General features: G+C 60.5%; 20 protein-coding genes, 1 tRNA gene and 1 riboswitch. Of the genes, 16 read left to right on the top strand and 5 right to left on the bottom strand.

Translation table 11 applies throughout. The features are described 5' to 3' along the window. The first annotated feature begins 31 nt into the window (after window positions 1–31). Entirely contained in the window at window positions 32–352 is a 321-nt protein-coding gene (locus ACR0ID_RS00355; RefSeq protein ID WP_037310273.1) for a DUF6280 family protein, read from the top strand. A 162-nt stretch (window positions 353–514) separates the two neighbouring features. Continuing rightward, on the top strand, window positions 515–1,972 hold the full coding sequence (locus ACR0ID_RS00350; protein WP_480603123.1) for a cobyric acid synthase: 1,458 nt from the start codon (window positions 515–517) through the stop codon (window positions 1,970–1,972). A gap of 3 nt (window positions 1,973–1,975) precedes the next feature. Here the strand turns inward: ACR0ID_RS00350 and ACR0ID_RS00345 are convergent, their stop codons facing one another. The 3 genes from ACR0ID_RS00345 to ACR0ID_RS00335 form a co-directional block, all read right to left on the bottom strand. After that, complete coding sequence (locus ACR0ID_RS00345; protein WP_480603121.1) at window positions 1,976–2,764, bottom strand: hypothetical protein; 789 nt, start codon at window positions 2,762–2,764, stop codon at window positions 1,976–1,978. A gap of 73 nt (window positions 2,765–2,837) precedes the next feature. Then, window positions 2,838–4,256 carry a TolC family outer membrane protein gene (locus ACR0ID_RS00340; protein ID WP_480603119.1) on the bottom strand — a complete coding sequence of 473 codons (1,419 nt, stop codon included), beginning with the start codon at window positions 4,254–4,256 and terminating at the stop codon, window positions 2,838–2,840. A gap of 94 nt (window positions 4,257–4,350) precedes the next feature. Further along, window positions 4,351–5,004, bottom strand: a complete 654-nt coding sequence (locus ACR0ID_RS00335; RefSeq protein ID WP_480603117.1) for a protein-L-isoaspartate O-methyltransferase family protein — start codon at window positions 5,002–5,004, stop codon at window positions 4,351–4,353. Window positions 5,005–5,228: 224 nt separating this feature from the next. Between ACR0ID_RS00335 and ACR0ID_RS00330 the strand changes: the two genes are divergently transcribed. Then, window positions 5,229–5,302 (top strand) — tRNA-Cys (locus tag ACR0ID_RS00330). A 177-nt stretch (window positions 5,303–5,479) separates the two neighbouring features. Here the strand turns inward: ACR0ID_RS00330 and ACR0ID_RS00325 are convergent. Then, window positions 5,480–6,475, bottom strand: a complete 996-nt coding sequence (locus tag ACR0ID_RS00325) for an NAD(P)-dependent oxidoreductase (RefSeq protein WP_480603851.1) — start codon at window positions 6,473–6,475, stop codon at window positions 5,480–5,482. Between the two features lie 102 nt (window positions 6,476–6,577). Next, window positions 6,578–6,782: riboswitch (cobalamin riboswitch) on the top strand. 94 nt (window positions 6,783–6,876) lie between these two features. Here ACR0ID_RS00325 and ACR0ID_RS00320 point away from each other — a divergent pair. Genes ACR0ID_RS00320 through cobJ form a run of 7 tightly spaced genes read left to right on the top strand, consistent with a single transcriptional unit; the run spans window position 6,877 to window position 14,841 of the window. Beyond that, the gene (locus tag ACR0ID_RS00320; RefSeq protein WP_480603115.1) at window positions 6,877–7,251 is read left to right on the top strand and encodes a DUF1636 family protein; all 375 of its coding nucleotides are present in this window, start codon (window positions 6,877–6,879) and stop codon (window positions 7,249–7,251) included. Window positions 7,252–7,255: 4 nt separating this feature from the next. Further along, complete coding sequence (cobW, locus tag ACR0ID_RS00315; protein WP_480473492.1) at window positions 7,256–8,311, top strand: cobalamin biosynthesis protein CobW; 1,056 nt, start codon at window positions 7,256–7,258, stop codon at window positions 8,309–8,311. A gap of 3 nt (window positions 8,312–8,314) precedes the next feature. Continuing rightward, window positions 8,315–11,608 (top strand): cobaltochelatase subunit CobN, encoded by a 3,294-nt coding sequence (gene cobN / locus ACR0ID_RS00310; RefSeq protein WP_480603113.1) that lies wholly within the window; start codon window positions 8,315–8,317, stop codon window positions 11,606–11,608. Then, complete coding sequence (locus tag ACR0ID_RS00305) at window positions 11,605–12,726, top strand: cobalamin biosynthesis protein CobG (protein ID WP_480603111.1); 1,122 nt, start codon at window positions 11,605–11,607, stop codon at window positions 12,724–12,726. Before cobN ends, ACR0ID_RS00305 begins: the two co-directional genes overlap by 4 nt. Beyond that, window positions 12,726–13,355: a precorrin-8X methylmutase gene (locus tag ACR0ID_RS00300; RefSeq protein WP_480473498.1), complete on the top strand. Its 630-nt coding sequence runs from the start codon at window positions 12,726–12,728 to the stop codon at window positions 13,353–13,355. Before ACR0ID_RS00305 ends, ACR0ID_RS00300 begins: the two co-directional genes overlap by 1 nt. Then, window positions 13,352–14,080, top strand: a complete 729-nt coding sequence (locus ACR0ID_RS00295; protein ID WP_480603108.1) for a precorrin-2 C(20)-methyltransferase — start codon at window positions 13,352–13,354, stop codon at window positions 14,078–14,080. The genes ACR0ID_RS00300 and ACR0ID_RS00295 overlap by 4 nt, the downstream gene beginning before the upstream one ends. Then, window positions 14,077–14,841 carry a precorrin-3B C(17)-methyltransferase gene (gene cobJ, locus ACR0ID_RS00290; protein ID WP_480603106.1) on the top strand — a complete coding sequence of 255 codons (765 nt, stop codon included), beginning with the start codon at window positions 14,077–14,079 and terminating at the stop codon, window positions 14,839–14,841. The genes ACR0ID_RS00295 and cobJ overlap by 4 nt, the downstream gene beginning before the upstream one ends. Here cobJ and ACR0ID_RS00285 read toward each other — a convergent pair. After that, window positions 14,832–15,563, bottom strand: a complete 732-nt coding sequence (locus tag ACR0ID_RS00285; protein WP_480553847.1) for a cobalt-precorrin-6A reductase — start codon at window positions 15,561–15,563, stop codon at window positions 14,832–14,834. The two genes, cobJ and ACR0ID_RS00285, sit on opposite strands and share 10 nt — an antisense overlap. On the opposite strand from ACR0ID_RS00285, the gene cbiE reads away from it, so the two are divergent. The 6 genes from cbiE to cobF are packed head-to-tail and all read left to right on the top strand — an operon-like array spanning window position 15,562 to window position 20,702. Continuing rightward, window positions 15,562–16,761 carry a precorrin-6y C5,15-methyltransferase (decarboxylating) subunit CbiE gene (gene cbiE / locus ACR0ID_RS00280; RefSeq protein ID WP_480603104.1) on the top strand — a complete coding sequence of 400 codons (1,200 nt, stop codon included), beginning with the start codon at window positions 15,562–15,564 and terminating at the stop codon, window positions 16,759–16,761. The genes ACR0ID_RS00285 and cbiE overlap by 2 nt on opposite strands. Continuing rightward, window positions 16,758–17,126: a cobalamin biosynthesis protein gene (locus ACR0ID_RS00275; protein ID WP_480476793.1), complete on the top strand. Its 369-nt coding sequence runs from the start codon at window positions 16,758–16,760 to the stop codon at window positions 17,124–17,126. The genes cbiE and ACR0ID_RS00275 overlap by 4 nt, the downstream gene beginning before the upstream one ends. Further along, window positions 17,123–17,917, top strand: a complete 795-nt coding sequence (gene cobM / locus ACR0ID_RS00270; protein ID WP_480603102.1) for a precorrin-4 C(11)-methyltransferase — start codon at window positions 17,123–17,125, stop codon at window positions 17,915–17,917. Before ACR0ID_RS00275 ends, cobM begins: the two co-directional genes overlap by 4 nt. Then, complete coding sequence (locus tag ACR0ID_RS00265) at window positions 17,904–19,226, top strand: cobyrinic acid a,c-diamide synthase CobB (RefSeq protein WP_480603100.1); 1,323 nt, start codon at window positions 17,904–17,906, stop codon at window positions 19,224–19,226. The genes cobM and ACR0ID_RS00265 overlap by 14 nt, the downstream gene beginning before the upstream one ends. Beyond that, window positions 19,223–19,951, top strand: coding sequence for a uroporphyrinogen-III C-methyltransferase (gene cobA / locus ACR0ID_RS00260; RefSeq protein WP_267363673.1), 729 nt, complete (start codon window positions 19,223–19,225; stop codon window positions 19,949–19,951). Before ACR0ID_RS00265 ends, cobA begins: the two co-directional genes overlap by 4 nt. After that, on the top strand, window positions 19,944–20,702 hold the full coding sequence (cobF, locus tag ACR0ID_RS00255) for a precorrin-6A synthase (deacetylating) (protein ID WP_480517638.1): 759 nt from the start codon (window positions 19,944–19,946) through the stop codon (window positions 20,700–20,702). The genes cobA and cobF overlap by 8 nt, the downstream gene beginning before the upstream one ends. The last annotated feature ends 35 nt before the right edge of the window (window positions 20,703–20,737 follow it).

Below are 20,737 nucleotides of genomic sequence, written 5' to 3'. Positions count from 1 at the left end.
TTGCAAGAGCAAGAAAAACAAGGAAGACGAGATGAGAGATTTCGTTGACGGCACTGCCTTTAACAACGAACAAGGCAATCGTGCTCGCAAACTTTTCGCGGCCGTTGTGTTGGCCGCACTCGATGACGCCATTGCCGATGACAAGAAATATGGCAATGGTCCGGAACAAATCGCCCGTTGGGCGCGCTCGCGCGATGGACGCGAAGTGCTGTCTTGCGCGGGAATCGACCCGAACGAACGGGTTGTCAGCGGACTGATGGAGTTCGTTGGTCGTGGCGTGCGGACCTCGGTCGCGCTGTCGCGTGAAGAAAGCGAGCGTCGCAACGCCGCTCAGCAGGCTGAAGCTGCCTGATCCAAGGCTGTTTCAACTCAGAAAAAACGCGCTCTGCCATCAGAGCGCGTTTTTCTATGCGTATACCGCCACAATCCCGATCCCGGGCGTCAAGGTGAGTTCGGGGCTTCCCCTGCCCGCCCAAATCAGGTCATCTGCGCTTTGACAGGTAGGAGACAATCCATGGTTCGCGCCATCATGATTCAAGGCACCGGCAGCAATGTCGGAAAATCCGTTCTGGTGGCGGGGCTTGCGCGAGCTTTTACACGGAGAGGTCTTCGGGTTGCGCCCTTCAAGCCGCAGAACATGTCGAACAATGCTGCTGTTACGGAAAACGGTGGGGAAATCGGTCGCGCACAGTCCCTTCAGGCACGGGCGGCAAGGCGAGCGACGCATACGGATATGAACCCTGTATTGCTGAAACCTGAAACAGATACCGGCGCACAGATCATCGTTCAGGGGCAGCGTGCGGGCACCATGAAAGCCGGTGATTATCGCAAGGATAAATCCAGGCTGCTAAGCGCCGCACTGGAAAGCTTTGACCGACTGTGCAGCAATGCGGATCTGGTTCTGATCGAAGGTGCGGGCAGCCCGGCCGAAACCAACCTGCGCAAGGGTGACATCGCCAATATGGGCTTTGCCTGCGCTGCGAATATACCTGTTATACTTGTCGGCGACATTCACCGCGGCGGTGTGATCGCACAGATCGTTGGCACTCAGGCGGTTCTGGATGAGGGTGATCTTGCGCGAATTCGGGGCTTCGCAGTCAATCGGTTCAAGGGGGATGTGTCCCTTTTTGACGAAGGGCGCGAGGATATCGCCTCTCGTACAGGGTGGCCTTGTCTGGGAGTTGTGCCATGGTTTCACGACGCCTGGAAGCTTCCGGCCGAAGATATGATGGACATCCGCTCTCACACAGGCGGCACATGCAAGGTTGTTGTGCCACAGCTTGAACGGATGGCGAATTTCGACGACCTTGACCCCTTGTCTGCCGAACCCGGAGTGAGCGTCGAGATCATTCCGGCCGGACGCCCATTGCCGGGCGATGCCGATCTGATTTTGCTACCGGGCAGCAAGTCCACCATCGGAGATCTGGCCTATTTCCGCGCACAAGGCTGGGACATCGACCTGTTTGGCCATGTCCGGCGCGGCGGGCATGTTCTGGGTCTCTGTGGCGGCTTTCAAATGCTGGGCAAGACCATCTCCGACCCCGATGGCGTGGACGGTCGACCGGGTAAGGTCGAAGGGTTGGGGTTTCTGGATGTAGACACGGTCATGGGAGGACAAAAGCAAGTTGTCCTGCGTAAGGCCCATGCCTTGCCGGACCGCGAGCCGGTCACCGGATACGAAATCCACATGGGCCATACAGACGGGCCGGATTGCGCCAATGCATGGCTTGAGGTCGAAGGCCGCCCCGAGGGCGCGGCCAGCGCAAACGGGCGGATCAAGGGAAGCTATCTGCACGGTATCTTTTCGTCCGACGCATTCCGGGCGCGGTATTTGTCAGCGTTAGGCGTGACCTCGGACCTGTCCTATGAAGATGGCGTCGAGCAGGCGCTGGACGATCTGGCCGATCATCTGGAGCGCCACATGGACCTTGACCTGCTGCTCAGCCTCGCGCAGCCCCCGCACCGCAGCTGACCGTTACTCCAGATCCTGAGCCGCAAGAGCGCGGGCGATCTCTCGTCTGACCATCTTGCGCACATTTCTTGTAATTCGCTCGCCCATCGTTCCTTGCAGTTCGGTGCGGACAACCTCTGCGATCAGGGTGCGCAGAGCGTCCTCGTCCATGTCGATCGTCCTGACGTTTTCGTCGGAATCAGGTTCTTCGGCATCAGCATCAGACACAACAGCCCGAGACGACCGGATGAATTCCGCCTGATAAGGTGCACCTTCGTCCTGCTGAGCCGCCTCTGGTTCATCGCCTCCAGCAGCATCAATCGACATCGCAGCGGCAAATTCTTCTTCGACATCCCATGGCAGCGCATGTGACGGTGTGCCCGAATATGCATCCTGGCTGTCACCGTCCGGTTCCCACTGGTCTTCTGTTTGTGCAATGGCCGCTTCCAACGCTTCGATCTTTGCACTCAGGCTGATTGCAGCATCATCCGACGGGGCGTGTTTCGTCTCGGCTGCTTCTGGCTTGTCCTCGTCGGCGTTCGCGGGTTGACCCGTCTGAACGATGTCACAGGTTCGCAGCAACATCGGCTTGGCGGCATCTGTAACTTCGGCTTTGGATACAGCTTTAGCGGGAATCACTCCCAACTGATCTGGTGTGCTGATCCGCAAAGCATCGGTAAGCACCAGCCGCCCCGGCTTGCGTGCCTTAGTCGTTTGATCCGAGACGGATTTATCACGACTGTCTTCACTGACCAGACGTTTGACCGAAGACAGAACGTCTTCGATCCCTGCTTTCACGACATTATCAGACATTGTTCTCTACCGCTCTATCCTTGGATCAAGTGTAGCCAAACAATCCGTGCCTCACAACAAATAGTATTGGCGATCAGTCCCGGCGCAACGCTTTGAGAACACGATCCAGATCCTTGCTTTGCTTGCTGACCTGTCCAGGTGCATTCTTGACCAGGTTGTAATACAAAGTCGGATCATAGATTTGCACCGCCAGCCCAAGACGCTCGGCTGTCAGAAGGCCCTGCGCCTGCAACAACTGATAGGCAGCCCGCGACCGTTCGGTGCGCGAAGCAACTTCCGCCAGCTGTGCATCCAGCAAATCCTGCTGTGCATTCAATACATCCAGAGTTGTTCGCGCGCCCAGAGTCGCCTCTTCCCGGATGCCATCAAATGCCACCTGCGAGGCGTTAACGCGCTCGGTTGACGCCCTCAAACTGGCGCTGGCCGCCTGAAACGCCGCATACCGGTCGGTCACACCCTGCGTGATGTTCTTTTGAACGTTCAGAAGATTCGCACGCGAGGCATCGCGGCTGGCCATCGCGCGGCGCACATTTGCCGCCAACCGGCCACCTGCGTAGATGGGTTGATTGAAGTTCAGCGACACGGTCGCGTCGTTCACATAGTCATTATTGTCATAGCGCTCGGACACGCCTGCATCGGCATTCAGGCTGACATTCGGCCCAAGGTTGGCCCGCTGTTGCTGCACGACCAGATCGAACGCCCTGACCTGATGCTGTGCCGACAGAATGGCCGGGTGGTTGCGTTGCGCCAGGTTCACAGCTTCAGCTTCGGAACGCGGCAGATTGGGCAGGCTCGGCTGGCCAGCCGTTCGCCCCGGTGCCTTTCCGACCGCGTTCACGTATTCGGCCTGGGCAATGCTCAATTCACCGCGTGCCACAGCCAGATCCGCCTGAGAGCTTGCCAGCTGCGCTTCGGACAATGCGACGTCCGTCCGGGTTACTTCGCCCACTTCGAAGCGGTCATTCGATGCCCTAAGTTCCTCTGCCGACACATCCACGTTGTTCTGGCGGATCGCCACGGTCTCTTCCTGCAACAGGACGCCCAGATAGGCATTTGCTGCGCGGATAAGAACCTGTTGTTCGATATCGATCAGGGTTTGCCGGGTCGATAGCACCGTTTCCTGCGCCGACTGCTTGCCCAGCACCGACGCGCCGCCATCATACAAAAGCTGGCTCAGCGTCAGGCCCGAAAAGAACCGCGACGGCTCGTTTGTCGTCACGACATTATTGACCCGCGAACGGGTGTAATCCTGGCTGACCTGCACGGTCCAGTTGATGATTGGCCGCAACGCAGAAAGCGCAATGGCCACATCTTCATCCGCCGCGCGCAGCAACGCCCGGTTCTGCTCAAGCAATCCACTGGTGTTATACGCGCCGATGAACGCATCCGTTATGTTGTCTGCCCACGCTGCACGCCCTGGCATCACGCTCATGGCAAGTCCTGCGGTCACAGCAAACGCCCTGACCAGCTTACCTGTCGCCGAACCACGCATACCAAAATCCTCTCAAACGAAATTACACTGCCCTACAGGCAGTTTGCGGCCTTCTTTTCAACTAATCAAGGCGATAGAAAAATCTATCGGCGGACTATAGCGAAAATGCACACTCTGCCGAAAAACCTTCCAGAACCGGCGCATTGGCATTGAACACATCACGCCAACTGACGCGACCACCGGTTTTTCGACCGATCCGCACGGTACCCAGGTTGCCGTTGACAAACAGACACACGATCCGACCGTGGTCCTTGAGTTGATCCAACAGGGCATCGGGCACCTGCTCGACACCGCCCTGCACCATGATCGCATCATAGGGGCCGTGTTCCGCCACACCCTGTTCCAGCGCGCCAACGTGGATGATGGCGTTGTGCACGTCAGCTTCGGCCAAGAGGTTTTGCGCCTCGGCTGCAAGGGTTTCGTCGCATTCAACACCCACAACCAACTCAGCCATCCGTGCGGTGACAGCCGTGGAATATCCCATTGCCGGAGCGATATCGAGGACCATCTCATCCTTGGATATGTTCAGCACGTCCAGCATTTTAGCCAGGGTCCGCGGCTCCAGCATGCTGCGCCCGCCACCCAGATCAATCAGGCCGTCCACATAGGCCGCTTCACGTTGAGAATCGGGTACGAAGCTCTCCCGCGGAACACTCAGCATAGCCTCAATGATCGGGAACTTGGTGACGTCAGAGGGGCGGATCTGTGTATCAACCATTGTGCGGCGCCGGGCTGCGAAGTCAGTCATTGGATATCTCGTCTCATTCCCAAAGATGTCGGGCTTGTGCCATATCCTGAACCTTCCAGCAACGCCCCTGTTGCCGCAACCTAAATCGTGATCACCTCCTTGGGCATGGACTTCGGCAAATTTCAGTCTTGCCGGCAAATTCGCACGCAATCCACTGGACGCCCCCGAGGAAAGCTGTTAAAAACCCAGTCACACCACAGCAAGTATTTGATTTTACTTGAAAAGGCGAGTTGGCGGAGTGGTGACGCAGCGGATTGCAAATCCGTGTACACCGGTTCGATTCCGGTACTCGCCTCCAACAACATCCAAATCGCTGACTTAACCCCGCAGTACACGCGTGCGACGCTCGGTATTTCAAGACGTTCAAGGCCCGCGATTCTGTCGAATTGCGGGCCAGATATGGCGTGTTTTTCGGAACACCTGCCTACCCCTGCTCGTTCAAGGGGCGAGATTTTGTCTGGTATGTGCTTTACGTTCAGGCGCGCCCTTGTGGCACAACCTCGTATCCCGGCTCCTCCGGCTCATCATCCGTCATTTCGGCAGGGAAGCCCGGGGCGGTGATATCCAGGCCGGTTGCCTCTTCCAGCCGCTTGATAATATTTGGTGAAAGCTCGCGTTCGCCATAGCGTGCGATACCATCGTTAAAGATGTTGATCATCACCGGGTTTATTTCCAGCGGCACCCCGGCGCGGTCGGCGACCTCCTGAAACAGACCGATATCCTTCTTCACCAGATCCATGGTGAAGGAAATATCGCGCGACCCGTTCAAGATGACCTGACTTTCGGTTTCGTGCACGAAGGACGTGCCGGACGAGATTTTGATCGCCTCATAGGTCGTGTTCAGATCCATCCCCGCAGCCTTTGCCGTAACCAGTGCTTCGGCGCAGGTGATCAGGTTGGCGGTGGCAAGATAATTGGTCATCACTTTCAGCACCGAGGCCGAGCCCAGTTCGCCGGTGTGCAAAACCCGACGACCCATTGTCGTCAGGAACGGCAGAATTCGTTCAAACGTTTCCCGGTCACAGCCCGCAAAGATCGAGATATTGCCCGTCGCGGCACGGTGGCACCCGCCAGAAACCGGGCAATCGACGGCCGCACCGCCGCGCGATATGACTTCGGCTCCCAGGCGTTTGACTTCGGCCTCGTCCGTGGTCGACATCTCCATCCAGATCTTACCGGGGCCCACTTCGGGCAACATCTCCTGCATGACTGCGTCCGATGCTGCCGGAGACGGCAGACAGGTGATCACCGCATCGCAATCGCGCATCAACTGGGCGGGCCCCTCAGCCGCCTTTGCACCTTTGGCGACAAACTCGGCCACCAGATCCGCGTTCAGGTCATGCACAGTCAGATCAATGCCGTTGCGCAAAAGGGATCCCGAAAGCTTGCCGCCTACGTTACCCAGACCGATAAATCCCACTTTCATATGACGCATCTCCAATTTCGTCGTTTTCCCGTCATGCGACCACATACCGAACACATTCTTCATGCCGCCGAACGACGCCTACAGGTCGCTTTTTTCTCCTTGGCCTATTTGTTGCGCGCGAACCGCTTGACAAGCGGGTCAGCGGTGCCGCATGTCCCTGTCGTTGGTGTCGGCGACAGCCGATGAAAAGGGAATGCGTCAACGGTTCATCCGCTAAACGCAGCCGCCCCCGCGACCGTGACCGGAGAGGATGCCCAATACCACTGGCCTGTGCCGGGAAGGCGGGACATCCGACAGAGCGACCGCTCTGGCATCCGCAAGCCGGGAGACCTGCCAACACCCGAAGTTGAAACCGGGCGGGGTGTTCCGGTGTCGGGTCCATGTGCAGACGTGGTGCCCGCATGAAACCCCGTCCCCCGCGAAGAGGATTTGGGGGGATGAGAGACATGACCGAGAACGAACCGGTAGAGCTACTGGTCTGCACGACTTGCCGCCGGGGTCTGCCCGTCGAGGATGACGCTGAGCGACCCGGCACATTGTTGCACAAGGCCCTGGAACAGGCTGTCCTGCCGGATGGCATCATTCTGAAACCGGTCGAATGCCTTTCGAACTGCGATCAGGGCTGTTCCATCGTGCTTCGGGGCGGGCCGGATCGCTGGACCTTTGTTTACGAGAATCTGAACGAAATCGATCACGTCGATGTCATCATCGATGGCGCGACTAAGTATCTGGCCACAGGCGATGGTCTGGTGAAATGGCGCGACCGTCCTGAACATTTCCGCAAAAACTGCGCCTCGCGCATTCCCCCGATTGGAGCCTGAGATCATGTCGAACCTTGAAAAACTCCCCGTCACTGTGATCACCGGCTTTCTGGGCTCGGGCAAAACCACGCTGGTGCGCCATCTGATGCAGAACCCGCAGGGCAAGCGCCTTGCGATTGTTGTTAACGAGTTTGGCGATGTGGGTGTTGATGGCGACATCCTGAAGTCCTGCGCGATTCCGGAATGCCCTGCGGAAAACATCATGGAACTGGCAAACGGCTGCATCTGCTGCACCGTGGCCGACGATTTCATCCCGACCATCGAGGCGCTGATGGCGCTGGAACCGCGCCCGGATCACATTTTGATCGAAACATCCGGCCTTGCACTGCCCAAACCGCTGCTGAAAGCGTTTGATTGGCCTGATATCCGTTCGAAAATTACCGTTGATGGCGTTATTGCGCTGGCCGATGCCGAGGCCGTGGCCGCCGGTCGCTTTGCTCCGAACGTTGAAGCGGTGGATGCCCAACGGCTGGCTGATGACTCGATCAACCACGAAACACCCTTGTCCGAGGTGTTCGAGGATCAGATCTCGTGCGCGGATATCATCCTGCTGACCAAGCCCGATCTGGCAGGTCCCGAAGGTGTCGCGAAAGCTAAACAGATCATCGCCGCTGAGGCGCCGCGCCCGCTTCCCGTCGTCGAGGTTGCCGAGGGTGTCGTCGACGTTCGTGTCGTGCTTGGCCTTGAGGCTGCCGCCGAAGATGACATGGACGCGCGCCCGTCACATCACGATGGCCATCACGATCATGAGCATGACGATTTCGAAAGCATCATCGTCGAGTTGCCGGAACAGACCGACCCGGCGGAACTGGTTGCCAGGATTGAACGTCTGGCAACTGAGCTGAATATCCTGCGCGTCAAAGGCTATGCCGCCGTCACTGGCAAACCGATGCGCCTGCTGGTTCAGGCTGTCGGCGTACGGGTTCGTCACCAATACGACCGCCCGTGGGAGCCCGGTGAAGAGCGCCGCTCGCGCCTGGTCGTCATTGCCGAACATGACGACATCAAAGAGGCTGAGATCCGTGATATCCTAGTGGGTGTGACCGAGGTTGCCGAGTAAGTCATGCACGTCGTCTTTCGCGAAAGCCACGGGCTCGAGGAAACCGAGACCCCAACCGATCTGGGCCAAAGCCCGGCTGATCTGGTTGTACTGTCCTTTTCCGACAGTGACCTGAGCGCTTTCGCGGCGGGCTGGCATCGCGGCGGCGGACCTGAGGGGCGGATGCCAACCTTGCGACTGGCCAATCTTGCAGCATTGAAACACCCACTGTCCGTCGACACCTATGTTGAACAGACACTTGAAGGCGCAAAGGGCATCCTGATCCGTCTGATCGGTGGCGTGCCCTATTGGTCTTACGGGTTGCAACAGGTTCTGGCACTGGCACAGGCCAAAGGCATCGCGCTGGCCGTTTTACCGGCGGATGGGCGCGAAGACACTCGGTTGGATGAGTATTCGACCCTGCCCCTCTCGACCCTGCGGCGGCTGGCACATCTGTGTGATACCGGCGGAGAAGTCGCCGCGCAGGCCGCATTGGCCCAGATGGCGTTAGCAGCAGGGCTTTATGCCGGCCCGGTGATGGGCGCGAAAACCGTGCCCGAATGCGGTGCGTGGTGCCCGGAACAGGGTGTCATCCCGGTGGATTGCGCGTTCGAGAACGATGCTAAACGCATTCTCGTAACCTTCTACCGCGCTTATCTGACATCAGCAGACACAGCCCCGGTCGCGGCCCTGATCCGCAGCTTGCGCGCCCGCGGGCTCCAGGCGGTGGGTTTGTTCGCCCCGTCGCTCAAGGCCCCGGCCGCTGCCAACTGGCTCAGGGAACAGGTCGTTGCCCTCAGACCATCGGCCATCATCAACGCCACTTCATTCTCGGGTAAGGGCGCGTCTGGCACGTCGCCTCTGGACGCGGCGAATGTGCCGGTGTTTCAGGTCGCCCTCGCCACCTCGCGACGCAAGGCTTGGGCCGAGGCCGAACGCGGCCTGTCGCCTGCCGACCTCGCCATGCACGTGGTATTACCCGAAGTGGACGGGCGAATATCAGCAGGCATTGCCTCCTTCAAAGAGCCGGGCAAGCGCGATCCGCATCTGGAATACTCGCGTTTTGCGCATCGGGCCGAGCCGGACCGGATCGAGGCGATCATCGACCGGGTATCTGGCTGGCTTGCTCTGAGTGATAAACCCAAGGCAGACCAGATCCCCGCGTTGGTACTGTCCACATATCCAGGCAAAGACTGGCAGATGGCCCATGCGGTCGGTCTCGACGCGTTGGCCTCAGCCGAAGCGATGCTGTCTGATCTTCACGGTGAAGGCTACGACATCACGGCTGCCGAACCGATTGCCGACACACTCTTGGACGCCCGGGTATCGTGGCCGCTTGAGGATTATCTGAGTGCACTCGCTGAATTGCCCGAGACCCTGCGCACCGATCTGCACACCGTATGGGGCGATCCCGAGCAAGACCCAATTTTCGCTCATGACGCGTTTCACTTCACGGCTTTGCGACGCGGCAAGGCGCTGGTCGCACTGCAACCAGAACGCGGAACACCCGAGCTGCGCGATGACGACTATCACGACCTTTCGCGCACCCCGCGCCATAGCTATGTCGCCTTCTATTTGTGGCTGCGCAAAGGTCTTGGAGCGGATGCGCTGATCCATATCGGTGCGCATGGCACGCTGGAATGGCTGCCCGGCAAATCAGTCGCCCTATCGGCAAACTGCTGGCCCGAGGCACTGATCCGTGACCTGCCGGTGATCTACCCGTTCATCGTCAACGACCCGGGCGAGGCCGCGCAGGCCAAACGCCGGATCGGCGCGGTGACCCTGGGCCACATCCCACCTCTCATGAAAGAAAGCGGAACGCCTGACCGGATGGTGCGGTTGGAAGCCCTGCTGGACGAGTTTTCAAACGCGGACGGCCTTGACCCCAGACGCCGTGACCGGCTGCAGGAAGATATCCGGGAAGAAGCACAGGCCATTGGACTGGAGAACGATCTGGGTCTGGATCAGGCCACCAGCACCGCCGAAGCAATCACGCGCATTGACCGCTTTGTCTGCGATATCAAAGAAAGTCAGTTCGGCGACGGGCTGCACGTCTATGGGCGTGTCCCGGACGTGACCGGCAGTTTCGACCCAGCCCCATCCGCCCATGCCGAACGCAAGGCCCTGATCAATGCGCTGGCCGGCAAGAGGATCGAGGCTGGCCCGTCCGGCTCGCCCTATCGGGGCCGCTTTGACGTGCTGCCGACCGGGCGAAACCTTTACACCACCGATCCGCGATCTGTGCCCACCCGCGCAGCTTACACGCAAGGCGTGAAACTGGCCGAGGAACTGGTACGGCGGCACTTGCAGGAGGAAGGTGATTACCCGAAAGGGCTGATTGTCGATCTGTGGGGATCGGCCACCATGCGCACTGCGGGCGAAGAATTCGCCATGGCCCTGCACCTGCTGGGTGTAAAGCCGGTTTGGGACAAGGGATCCGAGCGGGTTTCGGGTATCGAAGTGCTGCCCATCACCGACCTGAGCCGCCCGCGCCTGGACGTCACCCTGAGGGTTTCGGGCTTGTTTCGCGATGTGTTCCCCACGTTGTCAGCCCTTTATGGTCAGGCGGTTCGGGCTTTGTCAGAGCGTGATGAAGCGACCGACTGGAACCCCTATGCCGGTCACGCCCCGGCTGCGCGGGTGTTTGGCCCGGCCCCCGGCAGTTACGGCCTGAACATGACCCATCTGTCCGAGACCTATACGGACGAGGCGCGCGCCCAAGCCGGGGAAGCATGGCTTGAGGCCAGCTCGTACGCGCTGGAAGGTGAACACATTGCGCAAGACAAAGCGGGAATCACGGATCGTGTCGCCAATGCCGACAGTTTTGTTCACCTCCAGGATCTGACGGAAACTGACCTGCTGCTGGCCAACGACTATGCCACGCATGAAGCCGGTTTTGCCGCCGCCAAAAAGGTCGCTGGGGGCACCGCTCAGCTTTACCATTTGGACAACACCAACCCAGATAATCCGCGCGCCCGGACTCTGCCGGAAGAAATCAGCCGCGTCGTTCATGCCCGCGCAGCCAACCCCGGCTGGATTGCGGGGATGCAGCGCCATGGTTTTCGCGGCGCCGCCGAGATTGCTGCGACGCTGGATCACATGGCCTCTTTCGCGCATCTGTCCGGCACTGTCGCTCCGCATCTGTTTGATCTCTATCACGAAGCCACATTGGGTAATGAGGCCGTTGATACCTTTCTGCAAGAGACCAACCCGAAGGCCCATCAGGCCATGCAAGACAGGTTCCGTGCATTGCTGGAAGCGGGGCTTTGGAACACGCGCCGGAATTCGATCCGGGCCGATTTGGAGGGTTTGAGATGAGTGCACCTATCGTTCAAGGCTGGTGTCCCGGCGCGCATCGTCCGATGATGTCAGGCGACGGGCTGGTCGTGCGGGTCCGTCCGCGTCTGGCGCGACTGAATGCCAGGCAGGCTATTGGCTTGTGCGAACTGGCTGAACGGTTCGGCAACGGCACCATTGACCTGACCAATCGTGCCAACCTGCAACTGCGCGGCGTGGATGAGCGCGACCACCAGCCGTTGCTTGTGGAGCTTGCGGCGCTGGACTTGCTTGATGCGGAACCCGGCATCGAAGTACGCCGCAATATTCTGGTCACTCCGCTCTATCAGGCGGGCGATTTGACCGCGCGGCTGACGCAGGAATTGATCGATCGACTGGCGGAACTGCCTGCTCTGCCCGCTAAGTTCGGTTTTGCCATAGATACAGGCCCGACGCGCCTGTTGGCCTCGGATTCCGCAGATATTCGTCTGGAACTGTGTGCCGACGGTCTGATCCTGCGCGCCGACGGCTGCAAAACCGGGCGGTGTGTGGCCGAAGGCGACGCCATCGACCACGTGATCGCGATGGCCCGTTGGTTTGCCCAGACCTATACGCCCGAGACACGCCGCATGGCGCGGGTCGCCCACGCGCTGCCACAGGATTGGCTGGGACTTGCCCCCGGTCCTATCGGTGAAAAACTGCAACCCGGCCCCTATGAACTGGGCGCTCTCTACGGCGCGGCATTCGGCTCGCTGCCTGCGCGCAAGCTTTGTGAACTGGTTGAAGCCAGCGGCGCTTCTGCCCTGCGTGTCACCCCGTGGCGGCTGATCCTGCTGGAAGGCGGGGCGGCGATACCCTCCCCGGATTTCGTCATGGACGGAGCCGATCCGATGATGACAACCGACGCCTGCCCCGGCGCGCCGTTCTGCCCGCAAGCGCAGGTGGAAACCCGCGACATCGCCCGTGCATTGGCCCGGCGCATCCCCGGTCGTCTGCATGTCTCGGGCTGCGCCAAGGGGTGCGCCCATATGGGCCCGGCCGAGATCACAGTGGTCGGCAACAACGGGCGATTTGATCTTGTCAAACAGGGCCGCGCAGGGGATGAGCCCTGCCAACGCGGGCTCGCCCCCGAAACACTCATGACCATGGACTTCACCTGATGCCCTATACATACGAAACCGATGGCGCGGCGATCTACAAGGAAAGCTTTGCCACCATCCGGTCCGAGGCTGATCTGGCCCGCTTTGATACCGATGAAGAGCAGGTCGCCGTTCGGATGATCCACGCCGCCGGCATGGTCGGGCTGGAGGAGTTTGTACATTTCTCACCCGGATTTGTGCAGGCCGCACGCACGGCGCTGGAAAACGGCGCGGCGATCCTGTGTGACGCGCGCATGGTCAGCGAAGGTGTGACCCGCTTCCGTCTGCCTGCCGACAACCAGGTGATCTGCACCCTCCATGACGAACGCGTGCGCCCTCTGGCCACCAAGATGAGCAACACCCGTTCTGCCGCTGCGCTGGAATTCTGGCGTCCGCATCTGGAAGGTGCTCTGGTCGCCATTGGAAACGCGCCCACCGCGCTGTTTCACTTGCTGAACATGCTGGAAGACCCGGATTGCCCGCGCCCTGCTGCGATCATCGGCTGCCCCGTCGGATTTGTCGGAGCGGTGGAATCCAAAGACGCGTTGTGGCAGGCGCAACCCGTCCCCTCCTGCATTGTCAAAGGCCGTCTGGGTGGCAGCGCCATCACCGTTGCAGCCATCAACGCCATCGCAAGCCGGGCGGAATGAAAATGGGTACCATATACGGCGTGGGCCTTGGCCCCGGTGACCCTGATCTGATGAGTGTCCGGGCCGATCGCCTTCTACGCAACGCCAAACACGTGGCATTCTTTCGCAAACCGGGTCGCAGCGGTCAGGCCCGCAAAATCGTCAACGGGATGATCCCCGAAGGCGCGATTGAATTCCCGATGGAATACCCGGTGACCACCGAAATCCCGGTCACTGATCCGCGTTATAACGAGTTGCAGGCCGCGTTCTATGAAGAGTGCACAGCACACCTGAAGACGCTGTCGGAACAGGGTGAGGATGTGGTGGTACTGTGTGAGGGCGATCCGTTTTTCTATGGCTCGTTCATGCATCTTTACAATCGGTTGCGTGACGAAGCTCCGGTCGAGGTTGTACCAGCCATCACCGGTATGTCCGGTGCATGGACGGCCACCGGCGATCCGATCACCTGGGGGGATGATGTGCTGACCGTTCTGGTCGGCACCCTGCCCGAGGAGGTTCTGGCTGAACGCATGGCGAAGACAGATGCTTTGGTCGTGATGAAGATCGGGCGGAACATCGACAAGGTGAAACGCGCACTGAAAACCTCCGGGCTGTACGACCGCGCATGGATTGTCGAATACGCGCAAATGCCGAACCAGACGGTGACAAAACTGTCTGAGGCCTGCGAGAAGATCACCCCGTATTTCTCGATCATCGTTGTTCATGGTCAGGGGCGCCGACCATGAGCGGCTGGGTCAAGATCGCAGGCCTTGGTCCGGGAGACGAGGCGCTGGTCACCCCCGAAGTTACAGCGGCTTTGGCCGACGCCACTGATGTGGTGGGCTATATCCCTTATGTGGCCCGCGTGGCCGACCGCCCCGGCCTGAACCTGCACGCCAGTGACAACCGGGTTGAAATCGACCGCTCGCAACACGCGCTGCAAATGGCCGCCGACGGCAGGCGGGTGGTTGTTGTGTCCTCGGGCGATCCCGGTGTGTTTGCTATGGCTGCAGCTGTGTTCGAAGCGTTGGAGAATGGCCCAACAGAATGGCGTGACATTCAGATAGATGTGCTGCCGGGGATCACCGCGATGCTGGCCGCATCTGCCCGCGCAGGCGCTCCGATGGGGCATGATTTCTGCGCCATCAACCTTAGCGACAACCTAAAGCCCTGGTCGCTGATCGAAAAACGCCTGCGCTTGGCTGCGCAGGCCGATTTCTCGATGGCATTCTACAACCCCCGCTCGAAGTCTCGCCCGGAAGGTCTTGTAAAGACATTGGAAATCCTGCGCGAAGAATGCGAGCCCGAGCGGGTGATCCTGTTTGCGCGCGCCGTGTCACGAGCGGATGAGGCGATCCGGATTTCCACACTGGCCGAGGCCACGCCCGAGATGGCGGATATGCAGACCGTGGTAATTGTCGGCTCGTCGCGCACTCGCGTCATCGAACGCAATGGCACGCCGATCGTCTATACGCCACGCTTCACCCCGGTCGAGGATCAGGGATGAGACAGCCAGTCCAGAACCTGTGCGACAGTCGAAAGCTCGGTCCGCTTGGGAAGCACCGGGCGGTCGATCATAAGCACTGGCAGGCCCAGCGCCCGCGCTGCGTCCAGCTTGGCGCGCGCGCCCGAGCCGCCCGCGTTCTTGGACACCACAAGTTGCGTCCTATGTTGCTGCATCAGTGCGCGGTCTTCGGCTTCTGCAAAAGGACCCCGGGCCACGACAATCTGCGCCAGAGGCAAGGGCAAGCTGTCGGGTTCGTCCACCAGACGCAGCAGGTAGTGGTGCTGGGGCTGGGCAGCAAAGTCTTCAAGATGCATACGTCCGACAGCCAGGAACACACGCTGAGGATCACCTGCAAGCGCATCGACGGCGGCAGGGATATCGGGCACGCGGTGCCAGACATCGCCGGGTTGCGGCTTCCACGCCGCGCGGGTCAAGGCGGCCAGTGGAACCTGAGTTGTGTGACACGCCTCAATCGCGTTCCGGCTCATCTGCGCCGCAAATGGATGGGTCGCATCCACGACATGGGTGATCGCGTTTTCACGGATGTAGTGGGCCAGACCTTCCGGGCCGCCAAACCCGCCAACTCGCACCGGCAACGGCTGCGGACGCGGGGTTTCCACCCGTCCCGCATAAGAATACACAGCCGTAATCCCTTGTTCCGCAACAGCTTTGGCCAAAGCGTTGGCCTCGGTCGTGCCGCCAAGAATCAGGAGGTTGGGCATGTCTGAGTCTCCGTGGCTGACCGTTTTGGGATTGGGCGAAGATGGGCTTGATGGCCTGTCGCCTGCAAGCCGTCAAGTGCTGGACCGGGCCGAAGTGATCATGGGGCCGCCTCGTCACCTGTCGCTGCTGCCGGAAAACGAGGCTGAACGGGTCGAATGGCCGGTGCCGTTCTCGGACGGATTGCCGATCCTGAAAGGCCTGCGCGGACGGCAGACGGTGGTTCTGGCGTCAGGTGATCCGTTCTGGTTTGGCGCAGGGTCCGTCATCGCGCGTAACTTCGATGCCAAAGAGTGGAGCGCCCTGCCCGGCCAGTCCACGTTTTCGCTGGCCGCCGCGCGGCTGGGCTGGCCTTTGGAAAGCACGCCGACGTTCGGCCTGCACGCTGCGCCTTTGACCCGATTGCGGCCGCATCTGGCCCCGGATCTTCATGCCATTGTGCTTTTGCGTGACGGCAAGGCGGTTGCTGAACTGGCGACATATCTGAGCGAAACCGGTTTTGCCGACAGCGCGTTGCATGTGATGCAGGCCCTCGGCGGCCCGCGGGAAAGCATCCAGACATTGAGCCTGACCGAAGCTCTGCTGGGAACCTTCGATCATCCTGTCTGCGTCGGGTTGGAAGTGACCGGCACTGGGCAGGGACTGTCCAAGGCCTCGGGCAAGCCGGATGATCTATTTGAAACCGACGGCCAGATCACCAAACGCCCGATCCGGGCACTGACCCTGTCCGCACTGGCACCGCAGCGGGGCGAACATCTGTGGGACATTGGCGGTGGCACCGGCTCGATCAGTATTGAATGGCTGATGTGCGACCCGACCCTGACCGCCGCCAGTATCGAACCCCGCGCCGACAGGGCCGAACGCATTCGCCGCAATGCCGACGCGCTGGGGCAGGATCGGTTACAGGTTGTCCACGGCACAGCACCCGAAGCGCTGGCCGGTTTGCCACTGCCGGATGTGGTTTTCATCGGCGGTGGGCTAAGCGCCAGCCTGCTGGCGTGGCTTCGCGACGCCCTGCCCGCTGGCACCCGGATGGTCGCCAACGCGGTAACGCTGGAAAGCGAAGCCCTGTTGGCGCGATGGCACCAAGACCTGGGCGGAGACCTGTTGCGGATCGAACTGGCTCATTCTGCACCGCTCGGACCGCGGCGCGGCTGGAAATCTGCCTATCCGGTCGTCCAGTGGAGCGTGACGTTATGATCGTGGCAGGCTTGGGCTTCTCATCCGACGCGACGGCAGACAGTTTGCGCGCCGCCTATGACGCGGCAGCGGCCAGCCATGATGTCCAAGCTCTGGCGACGGTCGCTGACAAAAACGGCCACTCTGCGCTGGTGGCCTTTGCGGAAAGCCTTGCTCTTCCGCTGCATTTCGTGGCGGCTGCCGATTTGGCCGGACAACGCACCCTGACATGCTCGAACCGCAGCCGTGCCGCTTATGGCACCGGCAGCGTTGCCGAAGCATCGGCCCTTGCCGCCGCCGGGTCCGGCGCGCGACTGCTTTCACCCAGACATATTTCGGACGACCGGCTGGCCACCTGCGCCATCGCCATCGGAGGACAAACATGACCGTTCATTTCATCGGCGCCGGACCGGGCGCTGCAGACCTGTTGACATTGCGTGGGCGCGACATCATCGCCTCGTGTCCCGTGTGCCTTTATGCCGGATCGCTGGTGCCCGAGGAAATTCTGAGCCACTGCCCCAAAGACGCAAAAATCATCAACACTGCGCCCATGGATCTGGACCAGATCATGGCCGAGATCGAAGTCGCGCATAAAGCGGGTCAGGATGTGGCACGGCTGCATTCGGGCGATTTGTCAGTCTGGTCAGCGATGGGCGAACAAATCCGACGCCTGAAAGAAGTGGGCATTCCGGTCAGCGTCACCCCTGGCGTGCCATCCTTTGCCGCCGCCGCAGCGGCCCTGGGCACCGAACTAACCCTGCCGGGACTAGCGCAGTCGGTGGTTCTGACCAGAACTCCGGGGCGCGCGTCATCCATGCCCGAAGGTGAAACCCTGGTTAATTTTGCCCGTACCGGCGCGACACTGGCCATTCATCTGTCAATCGGCAATCTGGACAAGGTTATTGCAGACCTGACCCCGGCTTATGGCCCGGACTGCCCGGTGGCCGTTGTGTATCGCGCAAGCTGGCCGGATGAACAGATCATCCGCGCAACGCTGGAAACCCTGAAAGGGTCGCTGGATGAAAGCATCTCGCGCACGGCTTTGATCATGGTCGGCCCCGCGCTGGCCGGTGAGGGTTTTGAGGAAAGCTGTCTTTATTCCAGAGATTACGACCGCCGCTATCGCCCGCAAAGTGCCGACAGCCCTTGGTCAAGCTGGAGCCATGGTGATGACTAACCCTCCGGGTATTCTGATTTCAGCACCCTCTTCGGGTACTGGCAAGACGACAGTCATGCTGGGCCTTTTGCGCGCGCTGGCCGAAGATGGCCTGACCGTGCAACCCTTTAAAAGCGGGCCGGATTATATCGATCCCGCCTTTCACCGGGCAGCTGCCGGGCGGGCTTCGTTCAATTTGGACAGCTGGGCGATGGCAGATCCCCTGCTCAGTGCAATTTCTGCTCAGGCCGAAGGCGCTGACATTGTGGTGGCCGAGGGCTCGATGGGTTTGTTCGACGGTGTCGCAAAGCCTGGCGAAGTCGGGCAAGGATCGAGCGCCGAGACCGCCCTGCGCATGGGCTGGCCCGTTGTGCTTGTGCTGGATGTGGGCGGGCAGGCACAATCAGCGGCGGCAACGGCGCTGGGGTTCAGGATGTACAATCCCGATCTGCCCTTTGCCGGAGTGATCCTGAACCGATGCGCCAGCCCCCGCCACGAACGCCTGACCCGTCTGGGAATGGAGCGCGCGGGCCTGCCTGTTCTGGGCGTGCTGCCCCGCCGTGGTGATTTGACCCTGCCAGAGCGGCATCTGGGACTTATTCAGGCGGCCGAACACCCCGATCTGGAAAGCGCCATTGTAGGCTATGCCGCGTTTATACGAGAACATGTGGACCTTGACGCAATCAAGCGGGCGGCTTCCTCAGGCCCCAGCGGACCTTCGTCAGCCGCGCTGCCGCAGCCCCCGGCCCAGCGAATCGCGCTGGCCCGTGATGCCGCCTTTTCCTTTACCTATCCCCACCTTTTGCAAGGGTGGCACGATGCGGGTGCCGAGATCTTGCCTTTTTCACCCTTGGCAGACGAACCTCCGGCGGCGGATGCCGATCTGGTCTGGTTGCCCGGCGGGTATCCCGAATTGCACGCCGGAACATTGGCAGCGGCCACCACCTTTCTGAGTGATTTGCGTAAACACGCGGAAACAAAACCGGTGCACGGAGAATGCGGCGGCTACATGGCGCTTGGTCAGGCGCTGATCGACAAGGACGGCGTGCACCATGAAATGGCTGGTTTGCTGGGCCTTGTCACATCTTATCAGAAGCGCAAGTTCAACCTTGGTTACAGAAAGGCCGCCCTTCTGGCCCCTATGCCCGGCTTTGCCAAAGGATCGGCATTGCGCGGACACGAGTTCCATTATTCCTCGATCGTGGACCAACCGGACGCCCCATTGGCACGCGTGTTTGACGCCGAAGGGGAAGAAGGCCCGCAAACCGGATCACTGCGTGGCAATGTCACTGGCACGTTCTTTCACCTGATTGCGGAGGCGTCGGCATGAGTGGCTTTGTCTCTTTCATCGGCTCTGGCCCCGGTGATCCGGAACTGCTGACGCTCAAGGCGGTGGACCGGATGCAAAAGGCCGACGCGATCTTGTTCGACGATCTCAGCAGCGGCCCGATCCTGAGCCATGCGCGCGACGATGCGGATCTGGTTGGTGTCGGAAAGCGGGCCGGTCGTCCGTCACCCAAGCAGGACCATGTCAGCCGGTTGCTGGTGGATTACGCGCAATCCGGTCAGCATGTGGTGCGCCTGAAATCCGGAGACGGCGGTATGTTCGGACGGCTTGAGGAAGAGCTTGTCGCCCTGCGCGCAGCCGGTATCGCCTATGAGATCATTCCCGGCGTCCCCTCAGCAGTGGCAGCGGCAGCGGCCGCAGGCATTCCATTGACGCGTCGGCTTACGGCCCGGCGGGTTCAGTTCGTGACCGGCCATGACGTCAGTGGTGAGTTGCCCGACGACCTGAACCTCAAGGCGCTGGCCGATCCGCAGGCCACCACCGTCGTTTTCATGGGCAAACGCACCTTCCCCTTGCTCGTCGAAGCCCTGCACACTCAAGGTTTGCCTTTGGATACTCCGGCGCTTATGGCCGAATCCGTCTCAACCCCCGACCAAAAACTGCAACGCGCCACGATTGGCGCGCTGGCAGAGCAGCTGAAAACCGAGATCGGCAAAGCACCGGCACTGATTCTTTACGGCCCGCTGGCGGAGTTCGACGATGATTGATCTGAGCCTGATCGGCATCGGCACCGGCAATCCGGATCATGTAACGTTTCAGGGCGCGCAGGCGATCCGGGCGGCGGATTTGATCCTGATTCCACGCAAAGGGGAAAACAAGGCTGATCTGGCCGGGCTACGTGAAGCGATCATTGAGCGTGTCGCCGAAACGCCGCCACAGATCGCCTATTTCGATATTCCCCAGCGCCGGGCCGACGATGGCTACCTGCGCGGTGTCGATGAATGGCACGACGCCATCGCCCTGCGCTGGCAAGCGGCCATTGCCGCTCATCCAGAGGCGCAGCATGTCGCGTTGCTGATCTGGGGGGATCCGTCCCTCTATGACAGCTCATTGCGTATCGCTGCCCGGTTGAACCCGCAACCCGATACCAAGGTTATCCCCGGCATCACCGCGTTGCAGGCGCTGACCGCTGCCCATGTGATTCCCATCAATGATCTGGGCGCGCCCTACGTTGTCACAACCGGTCGTCGTATCCGGGACGAAGGCTGGCCCGATGCGGACTCGAACGTCGCGGTGATGCTGGATGGCGAATGCTCGTTCCAAACCCTTGATTTGGCAGATTATGACATCTGGTGGGGCGCCTATGTGGGTATGAAAGAAGAGGTTCTGATCAGTGGCCCGCTGGATGAAGTCGCGCAGAACATCCTTGAGACCCGGGCGAAGGCCCGCGCCGAACATGGCTGGATCATGGATATCTACCTGTTAAAGACGCGCCGGAAAAACCGCACGGGCACATGAACACGGGTTTGTGATGTCGCGGGACGGTAAGGTCT

The organism is Ruegeria sp. AL2 (assembly GCF_056540845.1).
Note: the sequence above shows the minus strand (reverse complement) of the source record. Positions and strands in the feature narration are given on the sequence as shown.

Coding starts and splice junctions, on each gene's coding strand:
- ACR0ID_RS00335 (WP_480603117.1), bottom strand. CDS start 5,004: ATGACTGACTTCGCAGCCCGGCGCCGCACAATGGTTGATACACAGATC.
- cobF (WP_480517638.1), top strand. CDS start 19,944: ATGATTGATCTGAGCCTGATCGGCATCGGCACCGGCAATCCGGATCAT.
- ACR0ID_RS00355 (WP_037310273.1), top strand. CDS start 32: ATGAGAGATTTCGTTGACGGCACTGCCTTTAACAACGAACAAGGCAAT.
- ACR0ID_RS00295 (WP_480603108.1), top strand. CDS start 13,352: ATGAAAATGGGTACCATATACGGCGTGGGCCTTGGCCCCGGTGACCCT.
- cbiE (WP_480603104.1), top strand. CDS start 15,562: ATGTCTGAGTCTCCGTGGCTGACCGTTTTGGGATTGGGCGAAGATGGG.
- ACR0ID_RS00305 (WP_480603111.1), top strand. CDS start 11,605: ATGAGTGCACCTATCGTTCAAGGCTGGTGTCCCGGCGCGCATCGTCCG.
- ACR0ID_RS00265 (WP_480603100.1), top strand. CDS start 17,904: ATGGTGATGACTAACCCTCCGGGTATTCTGATTTCAGCACCCTCTTCG.
- cobW (WP_480473492.1), top strand. CDS start 7,256: ATGTCGAACCTTGAAAAACTCCCCGTCACTGTGATCACCGGCTTTCTG.
- ACR0ID_RS00285 (WP_480553847.1), bottom strand. CDS start 15,563: ATGCCCAACCTCCTGATTCTTGGCGGCACGACCGAGGCCAACGCTTTG.
- ACR0ID_RS00350 (WP_480603123.1), top strand. CDS start 515: ATGGTTCGCGCCATCATGATTCAAGGCACCGGCAGCAATGTCGGAAAA.
- cobM (WP_480603102.1), top strand. CDS start 17,123: ATGACCGTTCATTTCATCGGCGCCGGACCGGGCGCTGCAGACCTGTTG.
- cobJ (WP_480603106.1), top strand. CDS start 14,077: ATGAGCGGCTGGGTCAAGATCGCAGGCCTTGGTCCGGGAGACGAGGCG.
- cobA (WP_267363673.1), top strand. CDS start 19,223: ATGAGTGGCTTTGTCTCTTTCATCGGCTCTGGCCCCGGTGATCCGGAA.
- cobN (WP_480603113.1), top strand. CDS start 8,315: ATGCACGTCGTCTTTCGCGAAAGCCACGGGCTCGAGGAAACCGAGACC.
- ACR0ID_RS00340 (WP_480603119.1), bottom strand. CDS start 4,256: ATGCGTGGTTCGGCGACAGGTAAGCTGGTCAGGGCGTTTGCTGTGACC.
- ACR0ID_RS00345 (WP_480603121.1), bottom strand. CDS start 2,764: ATGTCTGATAATGTCGTGAAAGCAGGGATCGAAGACGTTCTGTCTTCG.
- ACR0ID_RS00320 (WP_480603115.1), top strand. CDS start 6,877: ATGACCGAGAACGAACCGGTAGAGCTACTGGTCTGCACGACTTGCCGC.
- ACR0ID_RS00325 (WP_480603851.1), bottom strand. CDS start 6,475: ATGTGGTCGCATGACGGGAAAACGACGAAATTGGAGATGCGTCATATG.
- ACR0ID_RS00300 (WP_480473498.1), top strand. CDS start 12,726: ATGCCCTATACATACGAAACCGATGGCGCGGCGATCTACAAGGAAAGC.
- ACR0ID_RS00275 (WP_480476793.1), top strand. CDS start 16,758: ATGATCGTGGCAGGCTTGGGCTTCTCATCCGACGCGACGGCAGACAGT.